23 protein-coding genes and 1 pseudogene are annotated in these 25,621 nt (G+C 59.5%); 16 read left to right on the top strand and 8 right to left on the bottom strand.

Translation table 11 applies throughout. The annotated features are described in order from the left end of the window. Positions 1–576, bottom strand: a 576-nt coding sequence (locus N8H71_RS27470) for a BCCT family transporter (RefSeq protein ID WP_262196397.1), incomplete at its 3' end; no start/stop codon positions are given. Between the two features lie 425 nt (positions 577–1,001). Here N8H71_RS27470 and betI point away from each other — a divergent pair. The 9 genes from betI (at position 1,002) to yccS (ending at position 14,860) form a co-directional block, all read left to right on the top strand. Then, entirely contained in the window at positions 1,002–1,595 is a 594-nt protein-coding gene (gene betI / locus N8H71_RS27465) for a transcriptional regulator BetI (RefSeq protein WP_085688616.1), read from the top strand. 88 nt (positions 1,596–1,683) lie between these two features. Continuing rightward, positions 1,684–3,156: a betaine-aldehyde dehydrogenase gene (betB, locus tag N8H71_RS27460; protein WP_085709136.1), complete on the top strand. Its 1,473-nt coding sequence runs from the start codon at positions 1,684–1,686 to the stop codon at positions 3,154–3,156. A gap of 177 nt (positions 3,157–3,333) precedes the next feature. Then, entirely contained in the window at positions 3,334–5,037 is a 1,704-nt protein-coding gene (gene betA / locus N8H71_RS27455; protein ID WP_262196396.1) for a choline dehydrogenase, read from the top strand. A 277-nt stretch (positions 5,038–5,314) separates the two neighbouring features. Next, positions 5,315–6,757 (top strand): TldD/PmbA family protein, encoded by a 1,443-nt coding sequence (locus N8H71_RS27450; protein WP_262196395.1) that lies wholly within the window; start codon positions 5,315–5,317, stop codon positions 6,755–6,757. Next, on the top strand, positions 6,757–8,094 hold the full coding sequence (locus tag N8H71_RS27445; protein ID WP_262196394.1) for a TldD/PmbA family protein: 1,338 nt from the start codon (positions 6,757–6,759) through the stop codon (positions 8,092–8,094). Before N8H71_RS27450 ends, N8H71_RS27445 begins: the two co-directional genes overlap by 1 nt. A 146-nt stretch (positions 8,095–8,240) precedes the next feature. Continuing rightward, entirely contained in the window at positions 8,241–9,668 is a 1,428-nt protein-coding gene (gene mdtD, locus N8H71_RS27440; protein WP_007959733.1) for a multidrug transporter subunit MdtD, read from the top strand. Positions 9,669–9,725: 57 nt separating this feature from the next. Then, positions 9,726–11,111, top strand: a complete 1,386-nt coding sequence (gene dbpA, locus N8H71_RS27435; protein ID WP_262196393.1) for an ATP-dependent RNA helicase DbpA — start codon at positions 9,726–9,728, stop codon at positions 11,109–11,111. Positions 11,112–11,267: 156 nt separating this feature from the next. Continuing rightward, positions 11,268–12,446, top strand: a complete 1,179-nt coding sequence (locus N8H71_RS27430) for an NAD(P)/FAD-dependent oxidoreductase (RefSeq protein ID WP_262196392.1) — start codon at positions 11,268–11,270, stop codon at positions 12,444–12,446. Between the two features lie 230 nt (positions 12,447–12,676). After that, a complete protein-coding gene (gene yccS / locus N8H71_RS27425) occupies positions 12,677–14,860 on the top strand; it encodes a YccS family putative transporter (RefSeq protein WP_007959728.1) in 2,184 nt (727 codons plus the stop codon). 140 nt (positions 14,861–15,000) lie between these two features. Here yccS and N8H71_RS27420 read toward each other — a convergent pair whose 3' ends face one another. Continuing rightward, complete coding sequence (locus N8H71_RS27420) at positions 15,001–15,738, bottom strand: substrate-binding periplasmic protein (protein WP_262196391.1); 738 nt, start codon at positions 15,736–15,738, stop codon at positions 15,001–15,003. A 256-nt stretch (positions 15,739–15,994) separates the two neighbouring features. Between N8H71_RS27420 and N8H71_RS27415 the strand changes: the two genes are divergently transcribed. Then, positions 15,995–16,447, top strand: a complete 453-nt coding sequence (locus N8H71_RS27415) for a GNAT family N-acetyltransferase (RefSeq protein ID WP_039767984.1) — start codon at positions 15,995–15,997, stop codon at positions 16,445–16,447. A 111-nt stretch (positions 16,448–16,558) separates the two neighbouring features. Here the strand turns inward: N8H71_RS27415 and N8H71_RS27410 are convergent, their stop codons facing one another. From N8H71_RS27410 to N8H71_RS27400, 3 genes are read right to left on the bottom strand one after another with little or no spacing between them, the layout of a single operon-like run. After that, on the bottom strand, positions 16,559–16,855 hold the full coding sequence (locus tag N8H71_RS27410; protein ID WP_008033286.1) for a winged helix-turn-helix domain-containing protein: 297 nt from the start codon (positions 16,853–16,855) through the stop codon (positions 16,559–16,561). Between the two features lie 24 nt (positions 16,856–16,879). Next, the gene (locus N8H71_RS27405; protein WP_262196390.1) at positions 16,880–17,371 is read right to left on the bottom strand and encodes a M48 metallopeptidase family protein; all 492 of its coding nucleotides are present in this window, start codon (positions 17,369–17,371) and stop codon (positions 16,880–16,882) included. A gap of 41 nt (positions 17,372–17,412) precedes the next feature. Further along, positions 17,413–19,536 carry a putative bifunctional diguanylate cyclase/phosphodiesterase gene (locus tag N8H71_RS27400; protein WP_262196389.1) on the bottom strand — a complete coding sequence of 708 codons (2,124 nt, stop codon included), beginning with the start codon at positions 19,534–19,536 and terminating at the stop codon, positions 17,413–17,415. Positions 19,537–19,870: 334 nt separating this feature from the next. On the opposite strand from N8H71_RS27400, the gene N8H71_RS27395 reads away from it, so the two are divergent. From N8H71_RS27395 to N8H71_RS27370, 6 genes and pseudogenes are all read left to right on the top strand, one after another. Continuing rightward, positions 19,871–20,539: a polysaccharide lyase family 7 protein gene (locus tag N8H71_RS27395; protein ID WP_262196388.1), complete on the top strand. Its 669-nt coding sequence runs from the start codon at positions 19,871–19,873 to the stop codon at positions 20,537–20,539. Positions 20,540–20,953: 414 nt separating this feature from the next. Next, positions 20,954–21,316 (top strand): DUF6124 family protein, encoded by a 363-nt coding sequence (locus tag N8H71_RS27390; RefSeq protein WP_262196387.1) that lies wholly within the window; start codon positions 20,954–20,956, stop codon positions 21,314–21,316. A gap of 241 nt (positions 21,317–21,557) precedes the next feature. Beyond that, positions 21,558–22,049, top strand: a complete 492-nt coding sequence (locus tag N8H71_RS27385; RefSeq protein ID WP_262196386.1) for a hypothetical protein — start codon at positions 21,558–21,560, stop codon at positions 22,047–22,049. A gap of 44 nt (positions 22,050–22,093) precedes the next feature. Next, positions 22,094–22,546, top strand: a complete 453-nt coding sequence (locus N8H71_RS27380) for a hypothetical protein (RefSeq protein WP_262196385.1) — start codon at positions 22,094–22,096, stop codon at positions 22,544–22,546. 83 nt (positions 22,547–22,629) lie between these two features. Beyond that, positions 22,630–22,764: pseudogene (locus N8H71_RS27375) on the top strand (DUF6124 family protein); the annotation flags it as partial. A gap of 303 nt (positions 22,765–23,067) precedes the next feature. Then, positions 23,068–23,427: a hypothetical protein gene (locus N8H71_RS27370; RefSeq protein WP_262196383.1), complete on the top strand. Its 360-nt coding sequence runs from the start codon at positions 23,068–23,070 to the stop codon at positions 23,425–23,427. A 237-nt stretch (positions 23,428–23,664) separates the two neighbouring features. On the opposite strand, the gene fba is transcribed toward N8H71_RS27370, so the two are convergent. The 3 genes from fba to N8H71_RS27355 all read right to left on the bottom strand — a co-directional run bounded on the left by fba (position 23,665) and on the right by N8H71_RS27355 (position 25,588). Beyond that, on the bottom strand, positions 23,665–24,729 hold the full coding sequence (gene fba / locus N8H71_RS27365; RefSeq protein ID WP_007959708.1) for a class II fructose-bisphosphate aldolase: 1,065 nt from the start codon (positions 24,727–24,729) through the stop codon (positions 23,665–23,667). A gap of 248 nt (positions 24,730–24,977) precedes the next feature. Beyond that, positions 24,978–25,310 (bottom strand): MliC family protein, encoded by a 333-nt coding sequence (locus N8H71_RS27360; protein WP_262196382.1) that lies wholly within the window; start codon positions 25,308–25,310, stop codon positions 24,978–24,980. Between the two features lie 56 nt (positions 25,311–25,366). Next, on the bottom strand, positions 25,367–25,588 hold the full coding sequence (locus tag N8H71_RS27355) for a hypothetical protein (RefSeq protein ID WP_007959706.1): 222 nt from the start codon (positions 25,586–25,588) through the stop codon (positions 25,367–25,369). Positions 25,589–25,621: the final 33 nt, after the last annotated feature.

The raw sequence follows: 25,621 nt of genomic DNA, 5'->3' as shown, positions 1-25,621 counted from the left end.
GCCCTTGACCCAGCGCTCACCTGCCAGCGGGTACAGCGCCGAACGCAGCGCCAGGGGCTGGTTGTGACGGTAAGCAAAATACGCCACGGCCAGACCGACCAGCGCGTAGATCGCCCAGCCGTGCAGGCCCCAGTGCAGGAACGTCAGCTGAACAGCCTGACGTGCCGCCAGGTTGGTGGCCGACGCGCCTTCCGGCGGATTGAAGTAGTGATCCAGCGGCTCGGAGGCGCCGAAGTACAGCAGCGAAATACCGATACCCGACGAGAACAGCATTCCCGCCCAGGCGCCATAGCTGAAATCCGGGGTGTCATCCTTGCTACCCAGTTTGAGTTTGCCGTAGGAGGAAAACGCCAGGCCCACCACGAAAACGAGGTAAGCGGCGATCACCACCATGTAGTACCAGCCGAAGCTGCGGGACAACCAGGCCTGAGCCACTCCCAGCATTCTGCCGGCCTCTTGCGGGGCGATGATCAGAATGGCGGTCAACAACAGAATCAGCGCGGTAGAGGTGTAGAACACCCAACCGTTGACCGTCACCTTCTCGGGCGGGGTCTTTATAAGCGAGGCAGAACTCATGGCACAAATGCTCCAGGCAGTGCGAGAGAAGAACACAAGGCAACACGGAACCCGACCAATCGGTTAGTTGGCAGCCGACCGGCGGGTGATATAAAGACACCCCGAAAAAAGCCCGAACCTGCAGAGATGGCACCGCGAATCGCCGTCGTGGCCGAGGCATGGACGTTCATCCGAAACCTGGCCTTGAGCGTCTTGCCCATTCAACACGTCCATCGAACGTCGAACCGCGCCTTGCCCCGCGCAGGTTTCGAGCATTTTCGGATGTCGGTTTATCGCCACTTACACGTAGGAAAAATCTGTAGGCAGCGACGATTTGTCGCAGATCTTATTCTTTGTTGATTGAACGTTCAATCAAAACAAAATAGACTGGCCCTCAATCCGATCGGCGTCATTCGCCCGTCGGAAGGCCTAAGGAGATGTGCAAGATGCCCAAGGTCGGTATGCAACCCATCCGCCGCCAACAACTGATCGAAGCCACTTTGCAGGCGGTTGATCAGGTCGGAATGGGGGACGCCAGCATTGCGCTGATCGCCCGTTTGGCCGGTGTCTCGAATGGCATCATCAGTCACTATTTTCAGGACAAGAATGGCCTGATCGCCGCCACGATGCGGTATCTGATGAGCGTCCTCAGCGAGAACGTCACCGCGCGCCGTCAGGCGCTGGCAGACAGCAGCCCCCGGGCGCATCTGCAGGTGATCATCGAAGGCAACTTCGACGCCAGCCAGGTCAATGGCCCGGCAATGAAAACCTGGCTGGCCTTCTGGGCCACCAGCATGCACCAGCCGTCTTTGCACAGGTTGCAGCGGATCAACGATCACCGTCTGTATTCCAACCTGTGCTGCGAGTTCCGCCGTGTGTTGCCGCTCGAAGATGCGCGCACCGCCGCCCGTGGACTGGCAGCTCTCATCGATGGCTTGTGGTTGCGCGGCGCGCTGTCGGGAGACGCTTTCGACACTGCGCAGGCGCAACAGATCGCTTACGAATACATGGATTTCCAATTGGCCAAGAAGGTGAGCTAGAGCACACAGAAAACGCTCGGCCCCTGAACGCCACCGCAGCCTGATCGCGGTGGTCAACGCCAACCACTTATGCACTTGCGAGGACACTATGGCCCGTTTCGAACTGCAAAAACTCTACATCGATGGCGCGTACTCCGACGCCGGCAGCGATGCCACCTTCGAAGCCATCAACCCGGCTAACGGTGAAGTCCTCGCACAAGTGCAACGTGCGACCAAGGAAGACGTCGAGCGTGCTGTGGTCAGCGCCGAAAAAGGCCAGAAAATCTGGGCCGCGATGACCGCCATGGAGCGTTCGCGCATCTTGCGTCGCGCCGTCGACATCCTGCGCGAGCGCAACGATGAACTGGCTGCCCTGGAAACCCTGGACACCGGTAAAGCCTTCTCCGAAACCAAGTACGTCGACATCGTCACCGGCGCCGACGTGCTGGAATACTACGCAGGCCTGGTACCCGCCATCGAAGGCGAGCAGATCCCGCTGCGTGACACCGCATTCGTCTACACCCGTCGCGAGCCGCTGGGCGTGGTTGCCGGTATCGGCGCGTGGAACTACCCGATCCAGATCGCCCTGTGGAAATCCGCACCAGCCCTGGCGGCCGGTAACGCGATGATCTTCAAGCCAAGCGAAGTCACCTCGCTGACCACCCTGAAACTGGCCGAGATCTACACCGAAGCCGGCGTTCCGAACGGCGTGTTCAACGTCCTGACCGGCAGCGGCCGTGAAGTCGGCACCTGGCTGACCGAGCACCCGCGCATCGAGAAGATCTCCTTCACCGGCGGCACCGACACCGGCAAGAAAGTCATGGCCAGCGCTTCGGCTTCGTCGCTCAAAGACGTGACCATGGAACTGGGCGGCAAGTCCCCGCTGATCATCTGCGACGACGCCGACCTGGATCGCGCCGCCGACACCGCCATGATGGCCAACTTCTACAGCTCCGGTCAGGTCTGCACCAACGGCACTCGCGTGTTCGTGCCGAGCCACCTGAAAGCCGCTTTCGAAGCCAAGATCGTCGAGCGCGTTGCCCGCATCCGCGTTGGCAACCCGGAAGACGAAAACACCAACTTCGGCCCGCTGGTCAGCTTCGCGCACATGGAAAACGTGCTGGGCTACATCGCCAAGGGTAAAGAAGAAGGCGCCCGCGTTCTGTGCGGCGGCGAGCGCATGACCGACGGCGAATTCGCCAAAGGCGCGTTCGTGGCTCCGACCGTGTTCACCGACTGCACCGACGACATGACCATCGTTCGTGAAGAAATCTTCGGCCCGGTGATGGCGATCCTGACCTACGAAACCGAAGAAGAAGTGATCCGCCGCGCCAACGACACCGACTTCGGCCTGGCCGCCGGTATCGTCACCCGCGACCTGAACCGCGCCCATCGCGTGATTCATCAACTGGAAGCCGGTATCTGCTGGATCAACGCCTGGGGCGAGTCCGACGCAAAAATGCCGGTTGGCGGTTACAAGCAGTCGGGCGTCGGCCGTGAGAACGGCATCAGCTCGCTGAACAACTTCACTCGCATCAAATCGGTACAGGTCGAGCTGGGCGATTACGTCTCGGTGTTCTAAGGCATCAATCGCTTCGCCTGCGAGGCCGTCATCGCCAGCAGGCTGGCTCCCACAGGTTTGGTGTCATCCACCAAACCTGTGTCATCCCCGATTCACTGTGGGAGCGAGCCTGCTCGCGATCGAGTGCAAAGCACTCGCCAGGCCTGACCTGACCAACTTTCAAAGAGGGTGCATTCAATGTCCCAAGAATTCGATTACATCATTGTGGGTGCCGGTTCTGCCGGTAACACCCTGGCGACCCGTCTGACTGAAGACGAAGGCGTCACCGTTCTGCTTCTCGAAGCCGGCGGCCCGGACTACCGCATGGACTTCCGCACGCAGATGCCAGCCGCACTGGCATTTCCGCTGCAGGGCCGTCGCTACAACTGGGCGTACGAAACCGATCCAGAGCCACACATGGACGGTCGCCGGATGGAATGCGGTCGCGGCAAAGGCCTCGGCGGTTCCTCGCTGATCAACGGCATGTGCTACATCCGTGGCAACGCGATGGACTACGACGGCTGGGCAAAACTGCCAGGCCTGGAAGACTGGACCTACCTCGATTGCCTGCCGTACTTCCGTAAAGCGGAAACCCGCGACATCGGCCCGAACGACTACCACGGTGGCGAAGGCCCGGTCAGCGTGACCACGCCAAAAGCGGGCAACAACCCGCTGTTCCACGCCATGGTTGAAGCCGGCGTACAAGCCGGTTACCCGCGCACCGAAGACCTGAACGGCTACCAGCAGGAAGGCTTCGGCCCGATGGACCGCACCGTGACGCCGAAAGGCCGTCGTGCCTCCACCGCCCGTGGTTACCTGGACGTGGCCAAGAAGCGTTCGACCCTGACCATCGTCACTCACGCCCTGACCGACAAGGTTCTGTTCGAAGGCAAGCGTGCCGTTGGCGTGCGCTACCTGGTCGGCGCTGCCGAAGAGCGCGTTGAAGCCCGCGCCCGCAAAGAAGTCATCGTCTGCTCCGGCGCGATCGCTTCGCCGCAACTGCTGCAACGCTCCGGCGTCGGCCCGGCGAAACTGCTGGAAAGCCTCGACATCCCGGTCGTTCACGATCTGCCGGGCGTCGGCGAAAACCTGCAGGATCACCTCGAGCTGTACTTGCAATTCGCCTGCACCCAACCGGTCTCGCTGTACCCGTCGCTGCTCTGGTACAACCAGCCAGCCATCGGTGCCGAGTGGCTGTTCAACGGCACCGGCATCGGCGCCAGCAACCAGTTCGAAGCCGGCGGTTTCATCCGTACTCGCGAAGAGTTCGAATGGCCGAACATTCAGTACCACTTCCTGCCGGTCGCGATTAACTACAACGGCAGCAACGGTGTGAAGGAGCACGGCTTCCAGGCGCACATGGGTTCCATGCGTTCGCCGAGCCGCGGTCGCATCCAGGTCAAATCCAAGGATCCGCGCCAGCACCCGAGCATCCTGTTCAACTACATGGCCACCGAGCAGGACTGGCAGGAATTCCGCGACGGCATCCGCCTGACCCGTGAAATCATGCAGCAGCCTGCACTGGACGCCTTCCGTGGCCGTGAAATCAGCCCGGGCATCGAAGTGCAAACCGATGAGCAGCTGGACAAGTTCATCCGCGAGCACGCCGAAACCGCGTTCCACCCGTCCTGCTCGTGCAAGATGGGCACCGACGACATGGCCGTAGTGGATGGCGAAGGCCGCGTGCATGGCATGCAGGGTCTGCGCGTGGTCGATGCCTCGATCATGCCGATCATCACCACCGGCAACCTGAACGCGCCGACGATCATGATGGCCGAGAAAATCGCCGACAAGATCCGTGGCCGCCAGCCGCTGCCGCGCAGCAAGGCGCCGTACTACGTCGCTGGCGATGCGCCGGTGAAAGGCAAGGCGCTGCGCGATGTGAGTGCTGTTGCTCAGTAATTCGGCTACACCGCATCAAGGCTAATCGCGAGCAGGCTCGCTCCCACATTTGGAATGCATTTCAACTGTGGGAGCGAGCCTGCTCCGGGCGGCGTTCCGACGATGAGGCCCTACTAATCACCACCTATCTCCCTGCTTCCTACAGTAAATCCCCCTACACCCCCTCTTCACTTGATCCTACCCCCTCGCAGGCCTACTCTAGTCCTCGCCCAATCGTTTCACCCCCTCCCCGCCGAATCCGCTTCGCCGTTTCTCCCATAACAAGGAGGTTTCCCTGATGTTCGATTTCCACCCCCAGCTCAAGCAGCGCTTCGCTGCCTTGCGCACGGGCGCCGAGTTCTTTTCCTTGCGGTATGTCCGCGAGTCCGGCCAGTACCTGTCGGTGCGCAAGAATGTCGCCGAGCCGCCGAGCCTGAGCCGCGACGAAGGCGCGATGCTCACCGTCCGGGTCAACGGCGTCGAAGCCTACGCCGCGACCAATGACCTGTCGCAACAAGGCCTGCAAGCCGCCCTTGAGCGTGCCGAGCAACAGGCCCGGCGGATCAAGCCCCACGCCCTGCTCGACCTGAGCCAGCAGCCGGTGTCCAGCGACCGCGCCGACTACTTTTCACCCAATCTCGAACAACCCTTCCCGTCCCTGAGCGAATGCTTCGAGCTGCTTGGCGCGGAATCTGCCTCGGTGCCAAAGGATGAGCGCCTGGTGAATTGGGAAGTGAGCATCGGCATCACCCACGTCGAACAGATCTACCTGAGCAGCGCCGGCGCCGAATTGCGCCAGGCCCAGCGCTTCGTCTACCCGGGCCTGGACGTCACCGCCTACGACGGCAACGACAGCCAGACCCGCAGCCTCGGCCGCGAGAACTTCGGTCAGCAGGGCAGCGCCGACGTAATCAGCCGTTGCGGCCTGATTGGCGCCGGCCCGCAAGTCGCCGATCAGGCGCTGCAACTGCTGCTCGCGCCGAACACCCCGCAAGGCCCGCGCGACCTGCTGTTGATGCCCGACCAGATGATGCTGCAGATCCACGAATCCATCGGCCACCCGCTGGAGCTCGACCGGATTCTCGGGGACGAGCGCAATTACGCCGGCACCAGTTTCGTCAAAGCTTCGGATTTCGGCAGCCTGCAATACGGCTCGAAACTGCTCAACGTGACGTTCGATCCGGGTATTCCCGAAGAACTGGCGAGTTACGGTCACGATGACGACGGTTCCAAAGCCAGCAAACAATTCCTGATTCGCGAAGGCCTGCTGGTCCGTCCGTTGGGCGGTGCCCTGTCGCAGTTCCGCGCGGGGCTGGACGGTGTCGCCAACAGCCGCGCCTGCGGCTGGAACCGCCCACCGATCGATCGCATGGCCAACCTCAACATCGAGCCAGGCGACCAGCCGCTGGAGCAACTGATCAGCGGCATCGAAAACGGCATTCTGATGAGCACCAACCGCTCATGGTCGATCGACGATGCACGCAACAAATTCCAGTTCGGCTGCGAATGGGGCCAGTTGATCGAAAACGGCGAACTCAAGGGCGTGGTGAAAAACCCGAACTACCGGGGTATTTCCGCGCACTTCTGGAAGAGCCTGCGCGCCGTCGGCAACGCCGGCACCACTCAGGTGCTGGGCACGCCGAACTGCGGCAAGGGCGAACCGAACCAGGTGATCCGCGTCGGCCATGCGTCGCCGGCCTGCGTGTTCAGCAATGTTGATGTGTTTGGGGGAGACGCCTGATGAGTATTTCCAAGAACCCGTCCGAGGCGTTCAAGGTGCTGGTCAACTGGCTGCGCGATGCCGTGCGCGAGCCGGAACAGTTCACCCTGAGTTACGACGCCGAATCGTCGGCCTTCGTGCGCTTCAACCACGCCAAGGTGCGTCAGGCCGGGCAAGTGCAACAAGCCGGTATCGGTCTGAAACTGATCGACGACGGTCGCCATGCCGACCTGCACATCACGCTGTCCGGTGAGCAGGCCACCGACCTGCAACGTCTCGCCGAAGGCTTGCAGCAACTGCGCGAAACCCTGCCGCTGCTGCCGCAGGATCCGTACCTGCTGCTCAACCACAACGGCTGGCAGAGCAAGAACGTGCAGGAACATCCGCTGCCGGACACCGAGCAGGTCGTGGCTGAAATTGCCCAGGCGGCCGAAGGTCTGGATCTGGTCGGTTTCTACGCTGCAGGTCCGATCAGCCGTGGCTTTGCCAGCTCTTCCGGCGCGTTCGGCTGGCATCAGGCCAACAGCTTCAACTTCGACTTCAGCCTGTTCCACGAGAACGGCGAAGCAGTGAAGGCCAGCTACGCCGGGCATGACTGGAACAGCGAAGATTTCGCCAGACGCATCCAGCAGGCCCGCGAGCAACTCGAGTTCCTCGGTCGCCCGCTGCGCACCTTGCCGCCCGGCCAATACCGAGCCTATCTGGCGCCCGCAGCCCTGGAAGAAATCATGGGCATGCTGTGCTGGGGCGGTTTCTCGGCGCAGTCGATTGCCAGCAAGAGCAGCCCGTTGCAGAAGCTGTATGCCGGCGATCAGGCGTTCAGTCCGCTGGTGTCCCTCGACGAAAAAGTCAGCGGCTCGCTGAGCCCGGCGTTCTCCGGCGAAGGTTACCCGCGCAGCGATCTGCGGTTGATCATCGAAGGCAAAGCGGGTGATCAGTTGGTCAGTTCGCGCAGTGCTGCCGAATACGGTCTGACAGCCAACGGTGCAGGCGGTGGCGAATCGCCGAGCGCGCTGAACATGGGCGCGGGTGATTTGCCGCAGGCCGAGATCCTCAAGCAGTTGGGCACCGGCTTGTACATCAGCAACTTGTGGTACCTGAACTTCTCCGATCAACCGGCGGCGCGTCTGACCGGCATGACCCGGTTTGCCACGTTCTGGGTTGAAAACGGCGAGATTCAGGCGCCGGTCAGCACCATGCGTTTCGACGACAGCGCCTACAGCCTGCTGGGTTCGCAGCTGGAAGCGTTGACCGCCGAGCGGGAGTTGCTGCTGTCGGCGAGCACCTACAGCCAGCGCAATACCTCGTCGGCGCTTTTGCCGGGAGCGCTGGTGAGCCGATTGACCTTGACGCTGTGACACCCTGTGGGAGCGAGCTTGCTCGCGAAGAGGGCATTTCATTCAACATTGATGTCGACTGATTTACCGCTTTCGCGAGCAAGCTCGCTCCCACGTTGACCGAGCTCGACCATGGATATGCATTAACCCCAATCACCAGAGGTTCCATGCCCAACCGCCCGCCGCTCGACGCCATCACCGCCCGCTGGTTGCCGTGGGTCGTCGCCATCGCGTTCTTCATGCAGTCCCTCGACGGGACCATTCTCAACACCGCCCTGCCGGCCATGGCCAGGGACCTTGCCGAAGACCCTCTGCGCATGCAGGGCGTGATCATCGCCTACATGCTCACCGTGGCCCTGTTGATTCCGGCCTCGGGCTGGATCGCCGACCGCTTCGGCACCAAGAAAATCTTCTTCGGCGCGATCCTGCTGTTCAGCCTCGGCTCGCTGCTGTGCGCCTTGTCGAGCAGCCTGAGCATGCTGATTGGCGCGCGCGTGATTCAGGGCCTCGGCGGTGCGCTGATGCTGCCGGTCGGGCGCCTTGTGGTGCTGCGCGCCTACCCGCGTTCGGAACTGGTGCGGATCATGGGTTTCATCACCATTCCCGGCCTGCTCGGCCCGCTGATCGGCCCGACCATGGGCGGCTGGATGGTGGAATACCTGACGTGGCACTGGATCTTCCTGATCAACCTGCCGGTCGGCGTCATCGGTTGCTACGCAGTGTGGAAATTCATTCCCGACCTGCGCGGCACCGAGCGCACACGTTTCGATAGCCTCGGTTTCCTGCTGTTCGGCGCGGCGATGGTGCTGATCACCATCGCCATGGAAGGCCTCGGCGAACTGCACCTGCCGCACCTGCGGGTGATGCTGTTGCTGTTCGGCGGCATGGCGTGTCTGGCGGCGTACTGGCTGCGCGCGGGGCACATTGAAAACCCGCTGTTCGCGCCGTCGCTGTTCAAGACCCGCACCTTCGCGGTCGGCATTCTCGGCAACCTGTTCGCGCGCCTGGGCAGCGGCGCCCTGCCGTTCCTGGTGCCGTTGCTGCTGCAAGTGGCGTTGGGATATTCGCCGTCCCAGGCCGGGATGAGCATGCTGCCGCTGGCGGCTGCCGCGATGGTCGCCAAGTGGGGCGCGCGCCCGCTGATCGAGCGTCTGGGCTATCGCATCGTGCTGACCGGCAACACGCTGTTTCTGGGGATCATGCTGGCAAGCATGGGCCTGGTCAGCGAGCAGACGCCGTACTGGCTGCTGCTGTGCCTGCTGGCGATTCTCGGGGCGATCAACTCGCTGCAATTCACCGCGATGAACACCGTGACCCTGATCGACCTCGACGACGCCAGCGCCAGCAGCGGCAACAGTTTGCTGTCGGTGGTGGCGCAATTGTCGCTGAGCCTCGGGGTGGCATGCGCCGGGGCGTTGCTCGGCGGCTTTACGGCAGAGATCGGGAATGACGGCGTTGAGACCGTGTTGGGGGCGTTTCAGCTTACGTTCGTGACGGTTGGGATCATGGCCATGCTGGCCGCGACGATTTTCTCCCAGCTATCCAAGAATGACGGACGGCGCGTCAGACGTCCGGAAGAACACATCGAGTCTTAGGGCTAATGGCCACTGGACTGGTACACTGCGCGACATTTTGTTTTGCAGGCCAGTCCCGTGACCACCATCGCCACCGCTTTTAATACTTTGCCGCTGTCCGCTGCCATGCTGGCTAACCTCGACTCCCTCGGTTATGCCCAGATGACGCCGATCCAGGCGCAGAGCTTGCCGGTGATCCTCAAGGGGATGGACCTGATCGCCCAGGCCAAGACCGGCAGCGGCAAGACCGCCGCGTTCGGCATCGGCCTGCTGAACCCGATCAATCCGCGCTACTTCGGTTGCCAGGCACTGGTGATTTGCCCGACCCGCGAGCTGGCTGACCAGGTCGCCAAGGAAATCCGTCGTCTGGCCCGCGCCGAAGACAACATCAAGGTCCTGACCCTGTGCGGCGGCGTGTCGTTCGGTCCGCAGATCGCCTCGCTGGAGCACGGCGCGCACATCATCGTCGGCACCCCGGGCCGCATCCAGCAGCACCTGCGCAAGGGTTCGCTGGTCCTCGACGGCCTCAACACGCTGATCCTCGACGAAGCCGACCGCATGCTCGACATGGGTTTCTACGACGCCATCGAAGACATCATCGAGCAGACTCCGTCCCGTCGTCAGACCCTGCTGTTCTCGGCGACCTACCCGGTGGGCATCAAGCAACTCGCTTCGAAGTTCATGCGTGACCCGCAAACGGTCAAGGCCGAAGCGTTCCACGACGACACTCAGATCGAGCAGCGCTTCTACGAGATTTCCCCGGAAGAGCGCATGAGTGCGGTGACCAAGGTCCTGCATCACTTCCGTCCGGCCTCCACCGTGGCCTTCTGCTTCACCAAGCAGCAAGTGCAGGAAACCGTCGACCACCTGACCTCCAAAGGCATTTCCGCCGTCGGCCTGCACGGCGATCTGGAACAGCGTGACCGCGATCAGGTACTCGCAATGTTCGCCAACCGCAGCACTTCGGTGCTGGTCGCCACCGACGTCGCCGCCCGTGGTCTGGACATCGACTCGCTGGACATGGTGATCAACGTCGAACTGGCCCGCGACTCGGAAATCCACATTCACCGCGTCGGCCGTACCGGTCGTGCCGGCGAGAAAGGCATTGCGGTCAGCCTGGTGGCGCCGTCGGAAGCGCACCGCGCGCAAGCCATCGAACAATTGCAGAAAACCCCGCTGAACTGGGATCAGGTGGACAACCTCAAATCCCAGGGCGGTGCCCCGCTGCAACCGCCGATGAGCACGCTGTGCATCGCTGGCGGCCGTAAAGACAAGGTGCGTCCGGGCGACATTCTTGGTGCACTGACCGGTGAAGCCGGCATTCCGGGCGCCCAGGTCGGCAAGATCGCGATCTTCGACTTCCAGTCCTATGTAGCTGTTGAACGCACCGTGGTCATGCAGGCGCTGCAGCGTTTGAACAACGGCAAGATCAAGGGGCGTTCGCTGCGCGTTCGCGTTTTGTAAGCGGTCTACCATCCAAAGTAGATCCCTGTGGGAGCGAGCTTGCTCGCGATTGCAATCTGTCAGTTGATATCTTTGTGACTGACACACCGCTATCGCGAGCAAGCTCGCTCCCACATTGGTTTCCGGTGAATTTGAATTTTGTGTGAGGACACCGTTTTGCGCTCTACCGAAGTCGTGATCATTGGCGCTGGCGCCGCAGGGTTGATGTGTGCACTGACCGCCGCCGGGCGCGGGCGTCAGGTGATGCTGCTCGACCACGCGAACAAGGCCGGCAAGAAAATCCTGATGTCCGGCGGTGGGCGCTGCAACTTCACCAACATGTACACCGAACCGAGCAATTTTCTCTCGCAGAATGCGCACTTCTGTAAATCCGCGCTGGCCCGCTACACCCAGTGGGACTTCATCGGCATGGTCGCCAAGCACGGCGTGCCGTATCACGAGAAAAAGCTCGGCCAACTGTTCTGCGATAACAAATCCAGCGACATCCTCGGCATGCTGCTGGACGAGTGCGATCAGGTCGGCGTCAACCTGCACCTGGACACTTCGATCCAGACCATCGAAAAGGTTGAAGGCGGTTACCTGCTCGACACCACACTCGGGCAGATCCAGTGCCAGTCGCTGGTGATCGCCACTGGCGGCCTGTCGATCCCGACATTGGGCGCGACCGGTTTCGGTTATCAGGTCGCCAAACAGTTCGGCCACGACCTGCTGCCGACCCGCGCCGGGCTGGTGCCGTTCACCATCACCGATCAGCTCAAGGATTTGTGCACCGAGCTGTCCGGCACCTCGGTGGATTGTCTGGTCAGCTGCAACGATCAGAGCTTTCGCGAGAACATCCTGTTCACTCACCGTGGTCTGAGCGGCCCGGCGATTCTGCAGATTTCCTCGTTCTGGGAGCCGGGCGACACGGTCGAGATCAACCTGCTGCCCGATCACGACGCCGCGAGCTGGCTGCAACAGCAAACCGCCGAGCGTCCGAACAGCGAACTGAAAACCCTGCTCGGCGAAATCTTCACCAAGAAGATGGCCAACCTGCTGGCAGACAACTGGTTCGTCTCCAAACCGATGAAGCAGTACACCCATGCTGAACTGGCGGAGATCGCCGAGAAGCTGGGCAGCTGGAAAGTCGTCCCGGCCGGGACCGAAGGCTACCGCACCGCCGAAGTCACCCTCGGTGGCGTCGATACCCGCGAAGTCTCGTCCAAGACCATGGAATCGCTGAAAAGCCCGGGCCTGTACTTTGTCGGCGAAGTGCTCGACGTCACCGGGCATCTGGGCGGATTCAACTTCCAGTGGGCCTGGGCTTCCGGCTACGCAGCCGCGCAGTACGTCTGACCCAAAGCCATATACAAAACCCTGTGGGAGCGAGCTTGCTCGCGAATGCAATCTGTCAGTCGACACATATGTTGAATGACATACCGCTTTCGCGAGCAAGCTCGCTCCCACATTTGTTATCGCTGAAGCTGTAGGGAACACTTTTTGCTGTCAGATGTGATCGGCGCCATTGCGTCGGCGTCATTACTGGCTCAATTTAGCGGCATCGCCTCGGAAGGCCTTCGCACTTCATGTCCTCGACCTCGTTTCGTCAGTCTTTGCGGCGCCTGTGGGCGCTGGATAAATTCAGCTACAGCGTGCGGGTGTTCATCGCCCTGACCGGCAGCATGGCGCTGTGCTGGTATCAGGATGAAATGGGGCTGCTGATCCCGCTGTTCCTCGGGATCATCGCCAGCGCCCTGGCCGAGACCGACGACAGTTGGCAGGGCCGCCTCAATGCATTGGCGGTGACGCTGGTGTGTTTCAGCGTTGCGGCGCTGTCCGTCGAACTGCTCTTCCCCTACCCCATCGTATTCGTCATCGCTTTGGCACTGGCCAGCTTCGGCCTGACCATGCTCGGTGCGCTCGGCGAACGTTATGGCGCGATTGCTTCGGCGACGCTGATTCTTTCCGTCTACACCATGATCGGCGTGGATCAGCGCGGTGGCGCGGTCACGGATTTCTGGCACGAGCCGATGCTGCTGGTGGCCGGCGCCGCGTGGTACGGCCTGCTGTCAGTGCTGTGGCAGGCGATGTTTTCCAATCAGCCGGTGCAGCAAAGTCTGGCGCGGCTGTTCCGTGAACTGGGCTATTACCTGAAGCTGAAATCTTCGCTGTTCGAGCCGATCCGTCAGATGGACGTGGAGGCGCGGCGACTGGAACTGGCGCAGCAAAACGGCCGGGTCGTCGCAGCGCTGAACAGCGCCAAGGAAATCATCCTGCACCGGGTCGGCAACGGTCGTCCGGGCTCGAAAGTCAGCCGTTACCTGAAGCTGTACTTCCTGGCGCAAGACATTCACGAACGCGCCAGCTCTTCGCACTATCCCTACAACGCCCTGGCCGATGCGTTTTTCCACAGCGATGTCTTGTTCCGCTGCCAGCGCCTGCTGCGCCAGCAAGGCAAAGCCTGCCGGGCGCTGGCCGAATCGATCCAGATGCGCCAGCCGTTCATCTACGACGCGAGTTTCGCCGAAGCCCTGAGCGACTTGCACGCTTCCCTCGAACACCTGCGCATCCAGAGCAACCCGGCCTGGCGCGGACTGCTCCGTTCGTTGCGCGCACTGGCGGCCAACCTCGGCACCCTCGACCGTTTGCTCAGCGACGCCAGCAACCCCGACGCCCTGGCCGACGCCACCGACAGCAGCCTGCTCGACCGTTCACCGCGCAATTTCAAGGACGTGTGGATTCGCCTGCGCACGCAGCTGACACCGACCTCGCTGCTGTTCCGCCACGCCCTGCGTTTGCCGTTGGCGTTGAGCATCGGCTACGGCATGGTGCACCTGATTCACCCGTCGCAAGGCTACTGGATCATCCTCACCACGCTGTTCGTCTGCCAGCCGAACTACGGCGCGACGCGGCGCAAACTCGGTCAGCGAATTTTCGGCACCGCCATCGGCCTGACGATTGCCTGGGCGCTGTTCGATCTGTTCCCGAACCCGCTGGTGCAGTCGTGCTTCGCCATCGCCGCCGGCGTGGTGTTCTTTACCAACCGCACCACCCGCTACACCGTGGCGACCGCCGCGATCACGATCATGGTGCTGTTCTGCTTCAACCAGGTCGGTGATGGCTACGGGCTGTTTGTGCCACGGTTGTTCGATACTTTGCTCGGCAGCCTGATTGCGGGGCTTGCGGTGTTCCTGTTCCTGCCGGACTGGCAGGGTCGGCGCCTGAACAAAGTGTTGGCCAACACCCTCACCTGCAACAGCATTTACCTGCGCCAGATCATGCAGCAATACGCCGCCGGCAAGAGCGACGACCTCGCCTATCGCCTGGCCCGGCGCAACGCGCACAACGCTGATGCGGCGCTGTCGACCACGTTGGCGAACATGCTGATGGAGCCGGGACATTTCCGCAAAGAAGCCGACGTGGGCTTCCGCTTCCTGGTGCTGTCGCACACCTTGCTCAGCTATCTGTCAGGGCTTGGCGCACACCGGGAAACCCAGCTGCCGGCCGAGGTGCGCGAACACCTGATCGACGGCGCCGGGGTGAGTCTGGCGGCAAGCATCGATGAGATCGCCCAAGGTCTGGCGAGCAAACAGCCGATTGCGATTCAGAGCGATGAGGAAGAAGCGCTGGCCAACGAGCTTGAGCAGATGCCGGACGAAATCGACGAAGGCCAGCGACTGGTGCAGACGCAACTGGCACTGATCTGCCGGCAGCTTGGCCCGTTGCGCACGCTGGCGGCGCATCTGATCAAGGATACCGCCGAGGATTGAGGTGGCCGGACAGGCCTCTTCGCGGGCAAGCCCGCTCCCACAGTGTCGGTGTGGTACACAAAATATGTGAACTGCCGCTGTACTTGTGGGAGCGGGCTTGCCCGCGAAGAGGCCAGTTAGTGCACTAAAAATCTTTCAGACTACATTCCATGCTGCCTGAGCAACTTGTCATAGCTGCCATCGGCCTTCATCGACGCAATCGCCTTGTCGAATCCGGCAACGATCTGCTCGTGTTGCGGGTTCTTCAGGCTGACCAGAATGTGCAGGCTGTTCTCGCTCAACGGCTTGGGCAGAAACTCCACCGCGTTGCGCACTTTTGGTGACTCCCGGGCCAGGTAATAGCGGGCGACGTATTCGTCCTCCAGGGTCAGCTTGACCCGATCCGCCGCCAGCATGCGCACGGCCATGGCGAAGTTATGCACGGGGACTTTCTGCAATGCGGTGTCGGCATCGAACGGCGCCGAATAGGCGTAGCCGCGCACTACCGCAATCGGATAGGTGTGCAGTTCCTGCAGGTTGCTGTATTCGATGGGCGCGTCTTTGCGTTTGAGAAAGCGCACTCGATTGAGCAGGTACTCGGCAGAAAACTGCCCGAGCTTCGTGCGCTCGTCGTTGTACCAGGCGTTCACCAACACGTCGTAACGTCCTTCGCCAACCCCCAGCAGCGCCCGCGCCCACGGCACCTGCTCGTAACCGCTGGCATAACCGGCGCGGGCCAAGGCCGTGCTGACGATGTCGGTCGCCAGCCCACCGTTGACCAGTGTGTCATCGGTAAAGGGTGGCCAGACGTCGAATACCAGACGCAATTTCTCCGCTGCAGCGCTTTGACCCAGCAACAGCAATCCGATCAAAGCAAAGGCTCGATGCAATCGCGGCATGCTTGAAAATCCTTAGCGGGCGGGCCGCCCGGCGTGTTTTCAGTCAAAACCCCAAGGCCCCTTACCGGCGAATCCCAGGCCCTAACATTAGCTCATTGAAGCCATTGCACAGCGCTTCCCAGCAGATTACACAAAGTACGGCGGGCCGCGATATTGGAATGATGGCATTTTGGCCTTTGTCACAGATTTCTCAGCCATACAGACATATTTCGGCGCTGCGCTTAGTATCGGGCGACGTAGTTCAAGGAATCGGAAGATGACAATCGAGTGGGTCTGCAAACATCACAGCGATCTGGGACTGGAGCAGCTGTACGCCATTTTGAAATTGCGCTCGGAAGTGTTCGTGGTCGAACAGCGCTGCGCGTACCTGGATCCGGACGGTCAGGATCTGGACGGCGACACCTGCCATTTGATGGGCTGGGACGGTGATCAGCTGGTGGCGTATCTACGCCTGCTGGACCCGGAATCCCAGGGTGGTGACGTTGTGATCGGCCGCGTGCTGACCGCGCCGGCCGGGCGTGGCAAGGGATTGGGGCATGAAATGATGGAACAGGCGCTGAAACAGGCGCAGAAGCGTTGGCCTGAAGTGCCGATCTACCTGTCGGCGCAGGCGCATTTGCAGGGGTATTACGGGCGGTACGGGTTTGTGGTGGCGGGTGAGGAATATCTGGAGGATGACATTCCGCATATCGGGATGCGGCGGTCCTGAAGGTCTCTTCGTCGGAACGCCCTCGCGAGCAAGCTCGCTCCCACAGGGGGAACGCATTTCAATGTGGGAGCGAGCTTGCTCGCGAAGGCGTCAGCCCTGACGCCACAAGACTCAGGGATACTCAAGCACAGCCTTGATCTGCCGCAAATTGCGCTCAATCCACCCCCGATCAATCGCCCCCCACTCGCGAATCCGGTAGCGCCCCGCATGATTGCGCGCGCCCTCTTCCTGTTCGAACTCGCAAACGATATCCAGATCCGCCAGCGCCGCAATCGTGTCCTGCGCCGTGCGCCGGGGCATGCCGGTAACGTCGGTCAGCGCCGGCACGCTGCTGGCCAGGCCGCTGTCGATCAGGTACGCCACGTACAAGCGCCGGTAGAAACTGCTCTTGGTCTTGCTCACGTCCATGCATGCGCTCCGTTGTTTGATGTCTTATTGCATGTCCCGCCACGTCAGGTACACCCGCAGATCGAACTCGATCTGGTGATAGCCCGGCAGCATGTGCTCACATAATTTATAGAACGCCTTGTTGTGATCCGATTCCTTGAAGTGCGCCAGTTCATGCACGACGATCATCTTCAAAAACTCAGGCGCGGCCTCCTTGAACAGCGAAGCGATGCGAATCTCTTTCTTGGCCTTGAGCTTGCCGCCCTGCACCCGCGACACCGTGGTGTGCAGGCCGAGGGCGCGGTGGGTCAGGTCGAGGCGGTTGTCGAACAGGACCTTGTCGATGGCCGGGGCGTTGCGCAGGTATTCCTGCTTCAAGTCCAGCGCATAACCGTACAACGCCTTGTCGCTCTGCACATCGTGGCGGCCCGGATAGCGTTGGCTCAGGTAATCACCGAGGCGGTTGTCGGCGATCAATTGGCGCACCTGATCCTGCAATTGCGCGGGATAGGCCTGGAGGTATTTCAACGCAGTCATGGGGCGGCACGGGTCATGAAAAGGCCGCCAGTGTAGCGAATTCAACCGGCCAACGCGCTCCAGTCGAATGGCTCGGCAAAGCGTGCGGTGTCCTCGGCGACCAACGGCCGCGCCACCAGGAAACCTTGCACGTACTCGCAACCATGGGCTTGCAGCCACTGGTATTGCTCGACGGTTTCCACGCCTTCGGCAATCACCAGCAAGCCGTATTCCTTGCATAAGTCGATGACCGTGCGCACCAGCGAAGCATCGCGAGACGAGTCCGGCAATCGGGCGATCAGGTGGCGATCGAGTTTGAGGGTGTCCAGTTCCAGATCGCGCAGATGCGACAGCGAGCAGGACCCGGAACCGAAATCGTCCAGCGCCACCCGCACCCCGAGATTGCGCAGCAGCTTCAGCTGTTTGCGGGTCTCGTCCGGATTGATCGTCAGCGCCTCTTCGGTGACTTCCACTTCCATCTGGTGCGGCTGCAAACCATGGCGCTCCAGTACCTGACGCAATTCGGTCACCAGATTCGGCATGCCGAACTGGGTGTTGCTCAGGCTCACGCCGATTACCAGATCTCTGGAGAACTCGGCCTCCCAGGCCTTACGCTGCCCGGCGCTGCGATGATAGATCCAGCTGCCGAGCCGGCTGATCAGCGTCGCCTCTTCCAGCAACGGCAGGAACAACCCCGGCGGCACATCACCGACACTCGGATGCTGCCAGCGCAGCAACGCCTCGAAACCGCGAACCCGACCGTCGCCAATCGCCACTTGCGGCTGATACACCAGATTGAAATCGCGGTTCTCGATGGCGTTGCGCACACTCTCTTCCAGCATCAGCCGTGAGCGCGCACGGCCGTTCATTTCATGATCGTAGAAGCGATATTGCTGACGCCCGGCACGCTTGGCTTCGTACATGGCGATGTCCGAGGCGCGCATCAAGCCGTCGAGGTTGTTACCGCAATCCGGGTAGGTGGCGATGCCGATGCTCGCACCCAAAGCAATATCAAGGCCTTCGATCTGCTGACAGATCGACACCCGCTCGATGAGCTTCTCGGCGATCTTCGCCGCTTGTTCGGGGAATTCCAGATCCAGCAGCGCGGTGAACTCGTCACCGCCCATCCGCGCCAGAATGTCGAATGGCCGCAGACAGGCTTTCAGTTGTTCGGAGACCCAGCGCAACACCCGGTCCCCGGCATCATGGCCGAGGGAATCGTTGACCCTTTTAAAGCCGTCGAGATCGAGGTACATCAACACCCAACTGCTGTCCGTGCGCTCGCCGCGCAGCAGCAGGTTTTCCACAGTCTGGTAAAAACCCCGGCGGTTGAGCAGCCCGGTCAGCGGGTCGGTGACGGCCTGAAATTCCAGCTGCTGATGCAGATGGCGCACCACCGACATGTCCAGCACCGTCACCACCATCGCGTGCTGTTCACTTGGCAACGGCGCGCAGGACAAAGCCACTGGCACTTGCTGCCCCGGCGCGGTACGCAGCAACGCGTCGTGTAAGCGCAACGTCTCGCCGCGTTTGTAACTGGCATAAAACTCGGAATCGGCCCACAGCGGAATGTGCGGTTTCTGCAGGAAATCGAGAAACTCCTGCCCTTCCAATTCCTTCACTGGCGCATTGAGCAGCCGGGAAATCGCCGGATTGGCGAAGCGGATCAAACCATCCTCGGCCAGTACCAGAATCCCTTCGGCCGCGTTATCCAGCACCGACGCATTGAAGGCCCGCGCCGATTCCAGATCCTGACTCAAGCGCTGCAAGGCCCGGCGATTGCGCTGGTGCTCGAGCAACGCCTGCACTTTGGGTTTGAGAATCTGCGGATCGAACGGTTTGAACAGGTAATCCACCGCACCGCTGGCGTAGCCCTTGATCACGGCGTCCTGGGACTGCTCGTTGGCGGTGAGGAAAATGATGGGGGTCAGGCGCGTGCGCTGACTGCCGCGCATCAGCCGCGCGACTTCGAAACCGTCCATGCCCGGCATCTGCACATCCAGCAGCACCAGATCGACGTCGTGTTCGAGCAACAGGCTGAGGGCTTCGAAACCGGACGCAGCGGTCATCACCTGCCAGTCCTGGCGCTGCAGCAACGCGCGCATGCTGATCAGGTTTTCAGGGTAGTCATCAACGATCAAAAGGACTGAGCTGCCTTCACCTGGCAGGGGTTGCGCGCATTCCATGCTGCTTCTCTTGTCGGGACATCTTGTGTCGGGCTCTGGTGGTTTCTCGTGAAAACCGTACAGTCACTGAGCCTTCACTCTAGTCCGGGATCTGAAAAAGCTGTAGCTGTCATCGGGCCATCATTTAACCAAACCGGTAAATAGCCGACTAACGGTCGCCTCTACAGCCCGCGAAAACCGCGGAAGATGGCATTTCGACAGGACTTTGACGTCAATCATCCGCCAAACGGCCGTTAACAAAAAATCCCTCTACGCTTATAAAGGCCGCCCCCAAGAACCGCGGGCTAGAGCTTCTGGCACGTGCGTGCAACAGCAAGAGAGTGGAAGAACCGACATGATCGACCTCGCAACCTGGAACCTCAGCGTTCCCGTTGGCAGCCCGCCCTACACCGTCGAAACCTCCAAACTGGTGAACGGCTTCAAGGATCAGTACTTCCATTCCGACACCGGCACCCTGTTCTTCTGGTCCCCGGTGACCGGCTCGAAAACCGAAAACGCCATCTATCCCCGCACCGAACTGCGCGAAACCTACAGCAACGGCACCCTGCGCAACTGGTATTACCCGGACGCCGACAACCTGCTGCGCGCAACCCTTTCGGTCAACAAGGTTCCCAGCTCCGGCAAGATCGTCATCGGCCAGATCCACGCCTATGAAAGCCAGAAGCCGATGCTCAAGCTTGAGTACCAGTACAAGGACAAAATAGAGACCGGCAATCTGGTGATCAAACTGCGCACCCATCCGGATCAGGACGAAAGCCGCGTCATCACCCTCGCCACCGGGATCAAACTCAATCGCGAATTCAATTACCTCATTCACCTGAGCCCCGGCGGCGCGCTGGGCGTGAGTGCGGCCGGGTATCAGTGGGATTCACAGATCAGCGCGACGTGGCGCAACAAGCCGCTGTATTTCAAGGCGGGCGTGTATGTGCAGGACAACACTGGATACACGAGTGAAGGTGGGCAGGTGACGTTCAGCAAGCTGGATATCGATCACGATAAATAACTTGTGGGAGTTGCGGTGCGACGATTCGACTTGCCAGCGATGGCGCCTGCAGCAGCGCTGACGTTTAAACGGTCATGTTTAAAGCAGCCCGGCGCAACTTCCCGAAGCCTACAACGGCTTGCGTCGCTGCCTACCGGTACGCCAGAATCCGCCGGCTTGTGCGCCTGGAGGGCCATCGGTAACTTGATTCGGGTCACTGATTCGCAGTGATCGGGTTTAGTAGCCCGTGGCTTCGAGCTTGTGCACAAGCATCTATCAGTCAGGAATTTCGATTCCTGCGCCTGATGGCGACTGTGCGCAGGGCACCCTCGGGTGCGCCGGCTTGCTCGAAACCCCGGTCTACTAACCTGCGTACAGTTGCCTCCACTTTGATTAGTAGCCAGAGCGGGGGCACTCCAATCAGGTTTTGAGCAAATGACTATATCGACGCCTCATCCGCCGGAAACAGACCCGGCTTCCCCGTACGAATCAATCGATTCCCGAAAACTCAACGAAGCCGCCGAACGCGCCCTCGACCACTACCTCTGCCCCGGCGCCCGCATCATGGCCACGGTCAACGAACCCGACCGCATGTACTTCGCCAACCCCGCCTACAACACCGAATCCCTGCTGGCCAACGCCAGCGAAACCCTCGGCTCCGCCAGCGAAATGCTCAACAACTTCGCCGCCTCCCTCCCCCCCGCCGACCGCAAGACCGCGATAGGCATCGCGCAACTGGTGATGCTGGGGGAACTGGCGGTGAATCAGGCGCTGAATCATGTCGAGCCAAAAATGTAATCACTGATCTGCAAGCGAGAAACCAAAGAACCCGCCAATGGCGGGTTCTTTGGTTGACCCCATTGCTTGAACCATTTCTTATCAGCAAATGTGAAAAGCCACCCACTCAAACCTGTTTTCATATTGCCGAACTGAATAACGCGCAATTCAAAAAATCATAAAAAACTGTCAACTCTGACAGTTTCAGTTAACAAAAAAATAATCCAATCTCATGCAACACCCTTCGAGGAGATTGAAAAAAATGAGTGACTCACACATTCAGCCAAAAATCATTTTTATGCCTGGCGCCAAAATTAGTATTGTGGCATCAGAAAACAACATACTTAAATTACTGGAAGGCGAAATAAAGTCTGTTGAAGAGGAGCAAAAAACTATAGGGATAACTTTACATCCTACAAACACTACAAAAACAGTGAAGATCGAAAACATAAAAAAAGTGTATCTTGATGAGAGATTTTATGATAACGCCATGATAATCAGCAAATTTTATAAAGATGAAAATGGACATTTTTCAATACACAACCCGAATGATAAACCGCCCCAACCATCCCAACCACCCCAAAACTCCGGATTTATATTTTTATCCGCGATGGCGCTTGAACCTGACTACATATTCTTTAAAAGCGAACGTGCATTCTTTTTTGCTCAAGACCAGCTTGCTAGAACTGTTAATTCTCTTAAGTCGGGCCCAACATATCCAGAAAACCTTAACATCTTCGTTGTTTTTGATTAAATCCACACAAGAAAAACAACCCAACAGCATGGAAGGTAAACGTCATGGCAACTCCCACTACCCCTCCTCCATTCTTCATTGCGCAATCTTTTCAATCTACTGAGTTTCTTCCCGCTGGAACGCCGGGAGTCAACGGAAATCTTCTGACAGCCGCTTTCCAAAGAAATCCCGGCCCCTATAAAAAGGCTTCGGGAACACGCTTCATTTTTCCACCCACACCAAACGTCGTTCCTGGCAGCCTCCTCACAATATATGCAGACCGTGTCATGTTACCTAATGGCCAACCTTATAACCCGCCACCGCCAACAATTACCTTTCCTCCGGTGACGATCACCTCCCCGAACTCTGCAACTATGTTTAGCCTGCCGTATCAAAATAACGTTACTGGGACGGATGGTTTTGGAAACGATCCTGGCTATGAAATCTGGGGAGAAATATCGATTGGAGGCACGGTTTACGCGGTCACTCGTTCTTTCTACGGATTCTGGCTTCCCTAGGCTTTGTTCGCCCACGTCGATAGGATCGATACTATAAGGCGACGATAAGGGGACCTTACGATAAGGGGACGGATCTATTTATTGCCAGCGAAATGTTCAACAACTTCGCCGCCTCCCTCGCCCCCGCCGACCGCAAGACCGCAATAGGCATTGCGCAACTGGTGATGCTGGGGGAACTGGCGGTGAATCAGGCGCTGGATCATGTCGAGCCGAAGTAATAAGTGCAAAATGGGCGACTTCATTGAGTCGCCCCCTTTTATTACTCTCAGCATTTCCCCGGGCATCTGCGTCCGAATCTTTCATATTCAAAGCAAACAAACCCGCTGCCTTTTCTCGCCACATTTATCCAAATATCAAAAAAAACCAAGACCTATTCCAAATAACTATAAAAAACTGTCACTTCTAACAGGCGCCACAGCTCGAGTTAAAAACTAACATCGTGAACGGCACAATAAGAAGGATGGAAAACCATTCATCCTAAAATTTAAACATTCCATACGAACAAATGAGGGAGAAAGGTCATGGGTCAAGTCAATCCGAACGGAACCTATTACGGGCGAGTGTATGATGCCGGCGAAAGCCATAACGCCACTCTCAGCATTATTGCTTCTGACCCGCTAACAGGCAACATACCACAGGCCACAATGGATTATTACGGACTTACCTTTACCGTTAAAGGAAGTTTCACCTATCAAAACTTATCGAATGAATCCGCAGTTTCTTTTAACCTTCAGGCAGAAGCAGGATCCCCGGAATACAACGTACTCACTATCAGCATGAGTTCACCTGACAGAAGTTACTCCAATTTGAACGGCACTGTTCGCGTCGATCGCGGAGGACCGAATGTAGGTAGAACATACAACATCACCTTCACTAAATAAAACACAAGAAAACAAACGGGGAGACGGAATTATTTAACCGCTAACCTACAAACTAAACTGACATGCTGTGTAGACCATAAAAATGTCACCCATATCGAACTTTGGCTAAACCGATCCGGATTTTATCCGCTATAGGTGACATTTCACCCAGCAGGAATATGAGTTCGCCATGAAAAATCATGGCAAAAAAAACCCGCCTCGCGGCGGGTTTCTTTCAAATCAGCTCAACACCCAGTCTCAATTGACCTTGGCGTTCAACTCACCCTTCAGATAACGCTGATACATGCTTTCCAGCGAAATCGGCTTGATCTTCGAAGCGTTGCCGGCAGTACCGAAAGCTTCGTAACGAGCGATACATACATCGCGCATCGCCTTGACGGTTTCGCCGAAGAATTTACGCGGGTCGAATTCGCTCGGGTTGGTGGCCATCAGGCGACGCATGGCGCCGGTGGATGCCAGACGCAGGTCGGTGTCGATGTTGACCTTGCGCACGCCGTGCTTGATGCCTTCGACGATTTCTTCAACCGGTACGCCGTAGGTTTCTTTGATGTCGCCGCCGTACTGGTTGATGATCGCCAGCCACTCTTGTGGAACCGACGAGGAACCGTGCATCACCAGGTGGGTGTTCGGGATGCGCTTGTGGATTTCCTTGATGCGGTCGATCGCCAGCACGTCGCCGGTAGGTGGCTTGGTGAACTTGTAGGCGCCGTGGCTGGTGCCGATGGCGATGGCCAGGGCATCAACCTGAGTCTTCTTGACGAAGTCAGCGGCTTCTTCCGGGTCGGTCAGCATCTGGCTGTGATCCAGAACGCCTTCGGCGCCGATTCCGTCTTCTTCACCGGCCATGCCGGTTTCCAGCGAACCCAGGCAGCCCAGCTCGCCTTCTACCGAAACGCCGCAGGCGTGAGCCATGGCAACGGTTTGTTGGGTCACGCGAACGTTGTATTCGTAGTCGGTCGGCGTCTTGCCGTCTTCGCCGAGGGAGCCGTCCATCATCACCGAGCTGAAGCCCAGCTGGATGGAACGCTGGCAGACGTCAGGGCTGGTGCCGTGGTCCTGGTGCATGCACACCGGAATGTGCGGGAATTCTTCGATTGCCGCCAGTATCAGGTGACGCAGGAACGGGGCGCCGGCGTATTTGCGGGCACCGGCCGAAGCCTGAACGATCACCGGGGAGTCAGTCTTGTCAGCGGCTTCCATGATGGCGCGCATCTGCTCAAGGTTGTTGACGTTGAAGGCTGGAACGCCGTAGCCGAACTCGGCTGCGTGGTCCAGCATCTGGCGCATGCTGATAAGTGCCATTGTGTGTCTCTCTCCCGGTTTGGGTCGTTAATCGTGCCAGCCTGCCGGAGCGGCGGCGGCTATTCAAGTGATTGCAGATCGGGGGTCGGCCCCGGTCCGGTGATTCGGTATTACTCGATTCTTGATTCTGCCCGGCCCCTGTGGGAGCGAGCCTGCTCGCGATAGCATTCTTGCAGTCAACCATGCAGTGACTGTTACACCGCTATCGCGAGCAGGCTCGCTCCCACACTGGGTCCGTGGTGTTTCAATTACTGCGCTTTGCAGCCCCGGCCGATCAAATCATTGGTGGCGACCCAGTAAACCAGGCCTTCCTCACCTTTGATGTGAAACGCCAGCATGTCGTCGCTGTACAGCGCGCCCGAGGCGCCCGGCTCTTCTTTCAGGCGATAGACCTGATCGCCGCCGCCCAGGCGCACATCGACTTCCTTGCGGGCGGCATCAGTGAAGCGCCACAGCACCTTGGCCTGGCTGTCGCAGGTCCAGGTGGTCCAGTTATCCACAGGGGCGGACGACTGGAACGGGTTCCACTGCGCACAACCACCCAACAATCCCAGTGCCGCAACGGCGATCAAGCCTTTCATCCGTGTTCCTCGACCGGCAGCGCACGCCGCCGGACTTGAGTAAAGAGTCAGACCGGTCAAGGACAACCATGTTCCTTGGCCGGGGTTTGCGTCTCGTATTTGTCCAGACCGTCCGGGCCCGAGCGCTTGTTCAGCACCGGGTTGGTTTCGGCCTGCCAGTCGGCCTGGTAGCAGCCTTTCTGTGCCTCGCCGGGTGCCGGTGTCGGCTCGGCCTTCGGGTTACTCCCGCAGGCTGCCAGCGTACCGGTCAGCAGCAACAGCGCTAACGACTTGACCATCTGAACACTCCTTTGCCTGGCCAATCGGGCGGC

Source organism: Pseudomonas koreensis (assembly GCF_025447595.1).
Classification (GTDB): Bacteria; Pseudomonadota; Gammaproteobacteria; order Pseudomonadales; family Pseudomonadaceae; genus Aquipseudomonas; species Aquipseudomonas koreensis_H.
The sequence above is the reverse complement of the archived record's forward strand: the minus strand, read 5'-3'. Positions and strand labels throughout refer to the sequence as shown.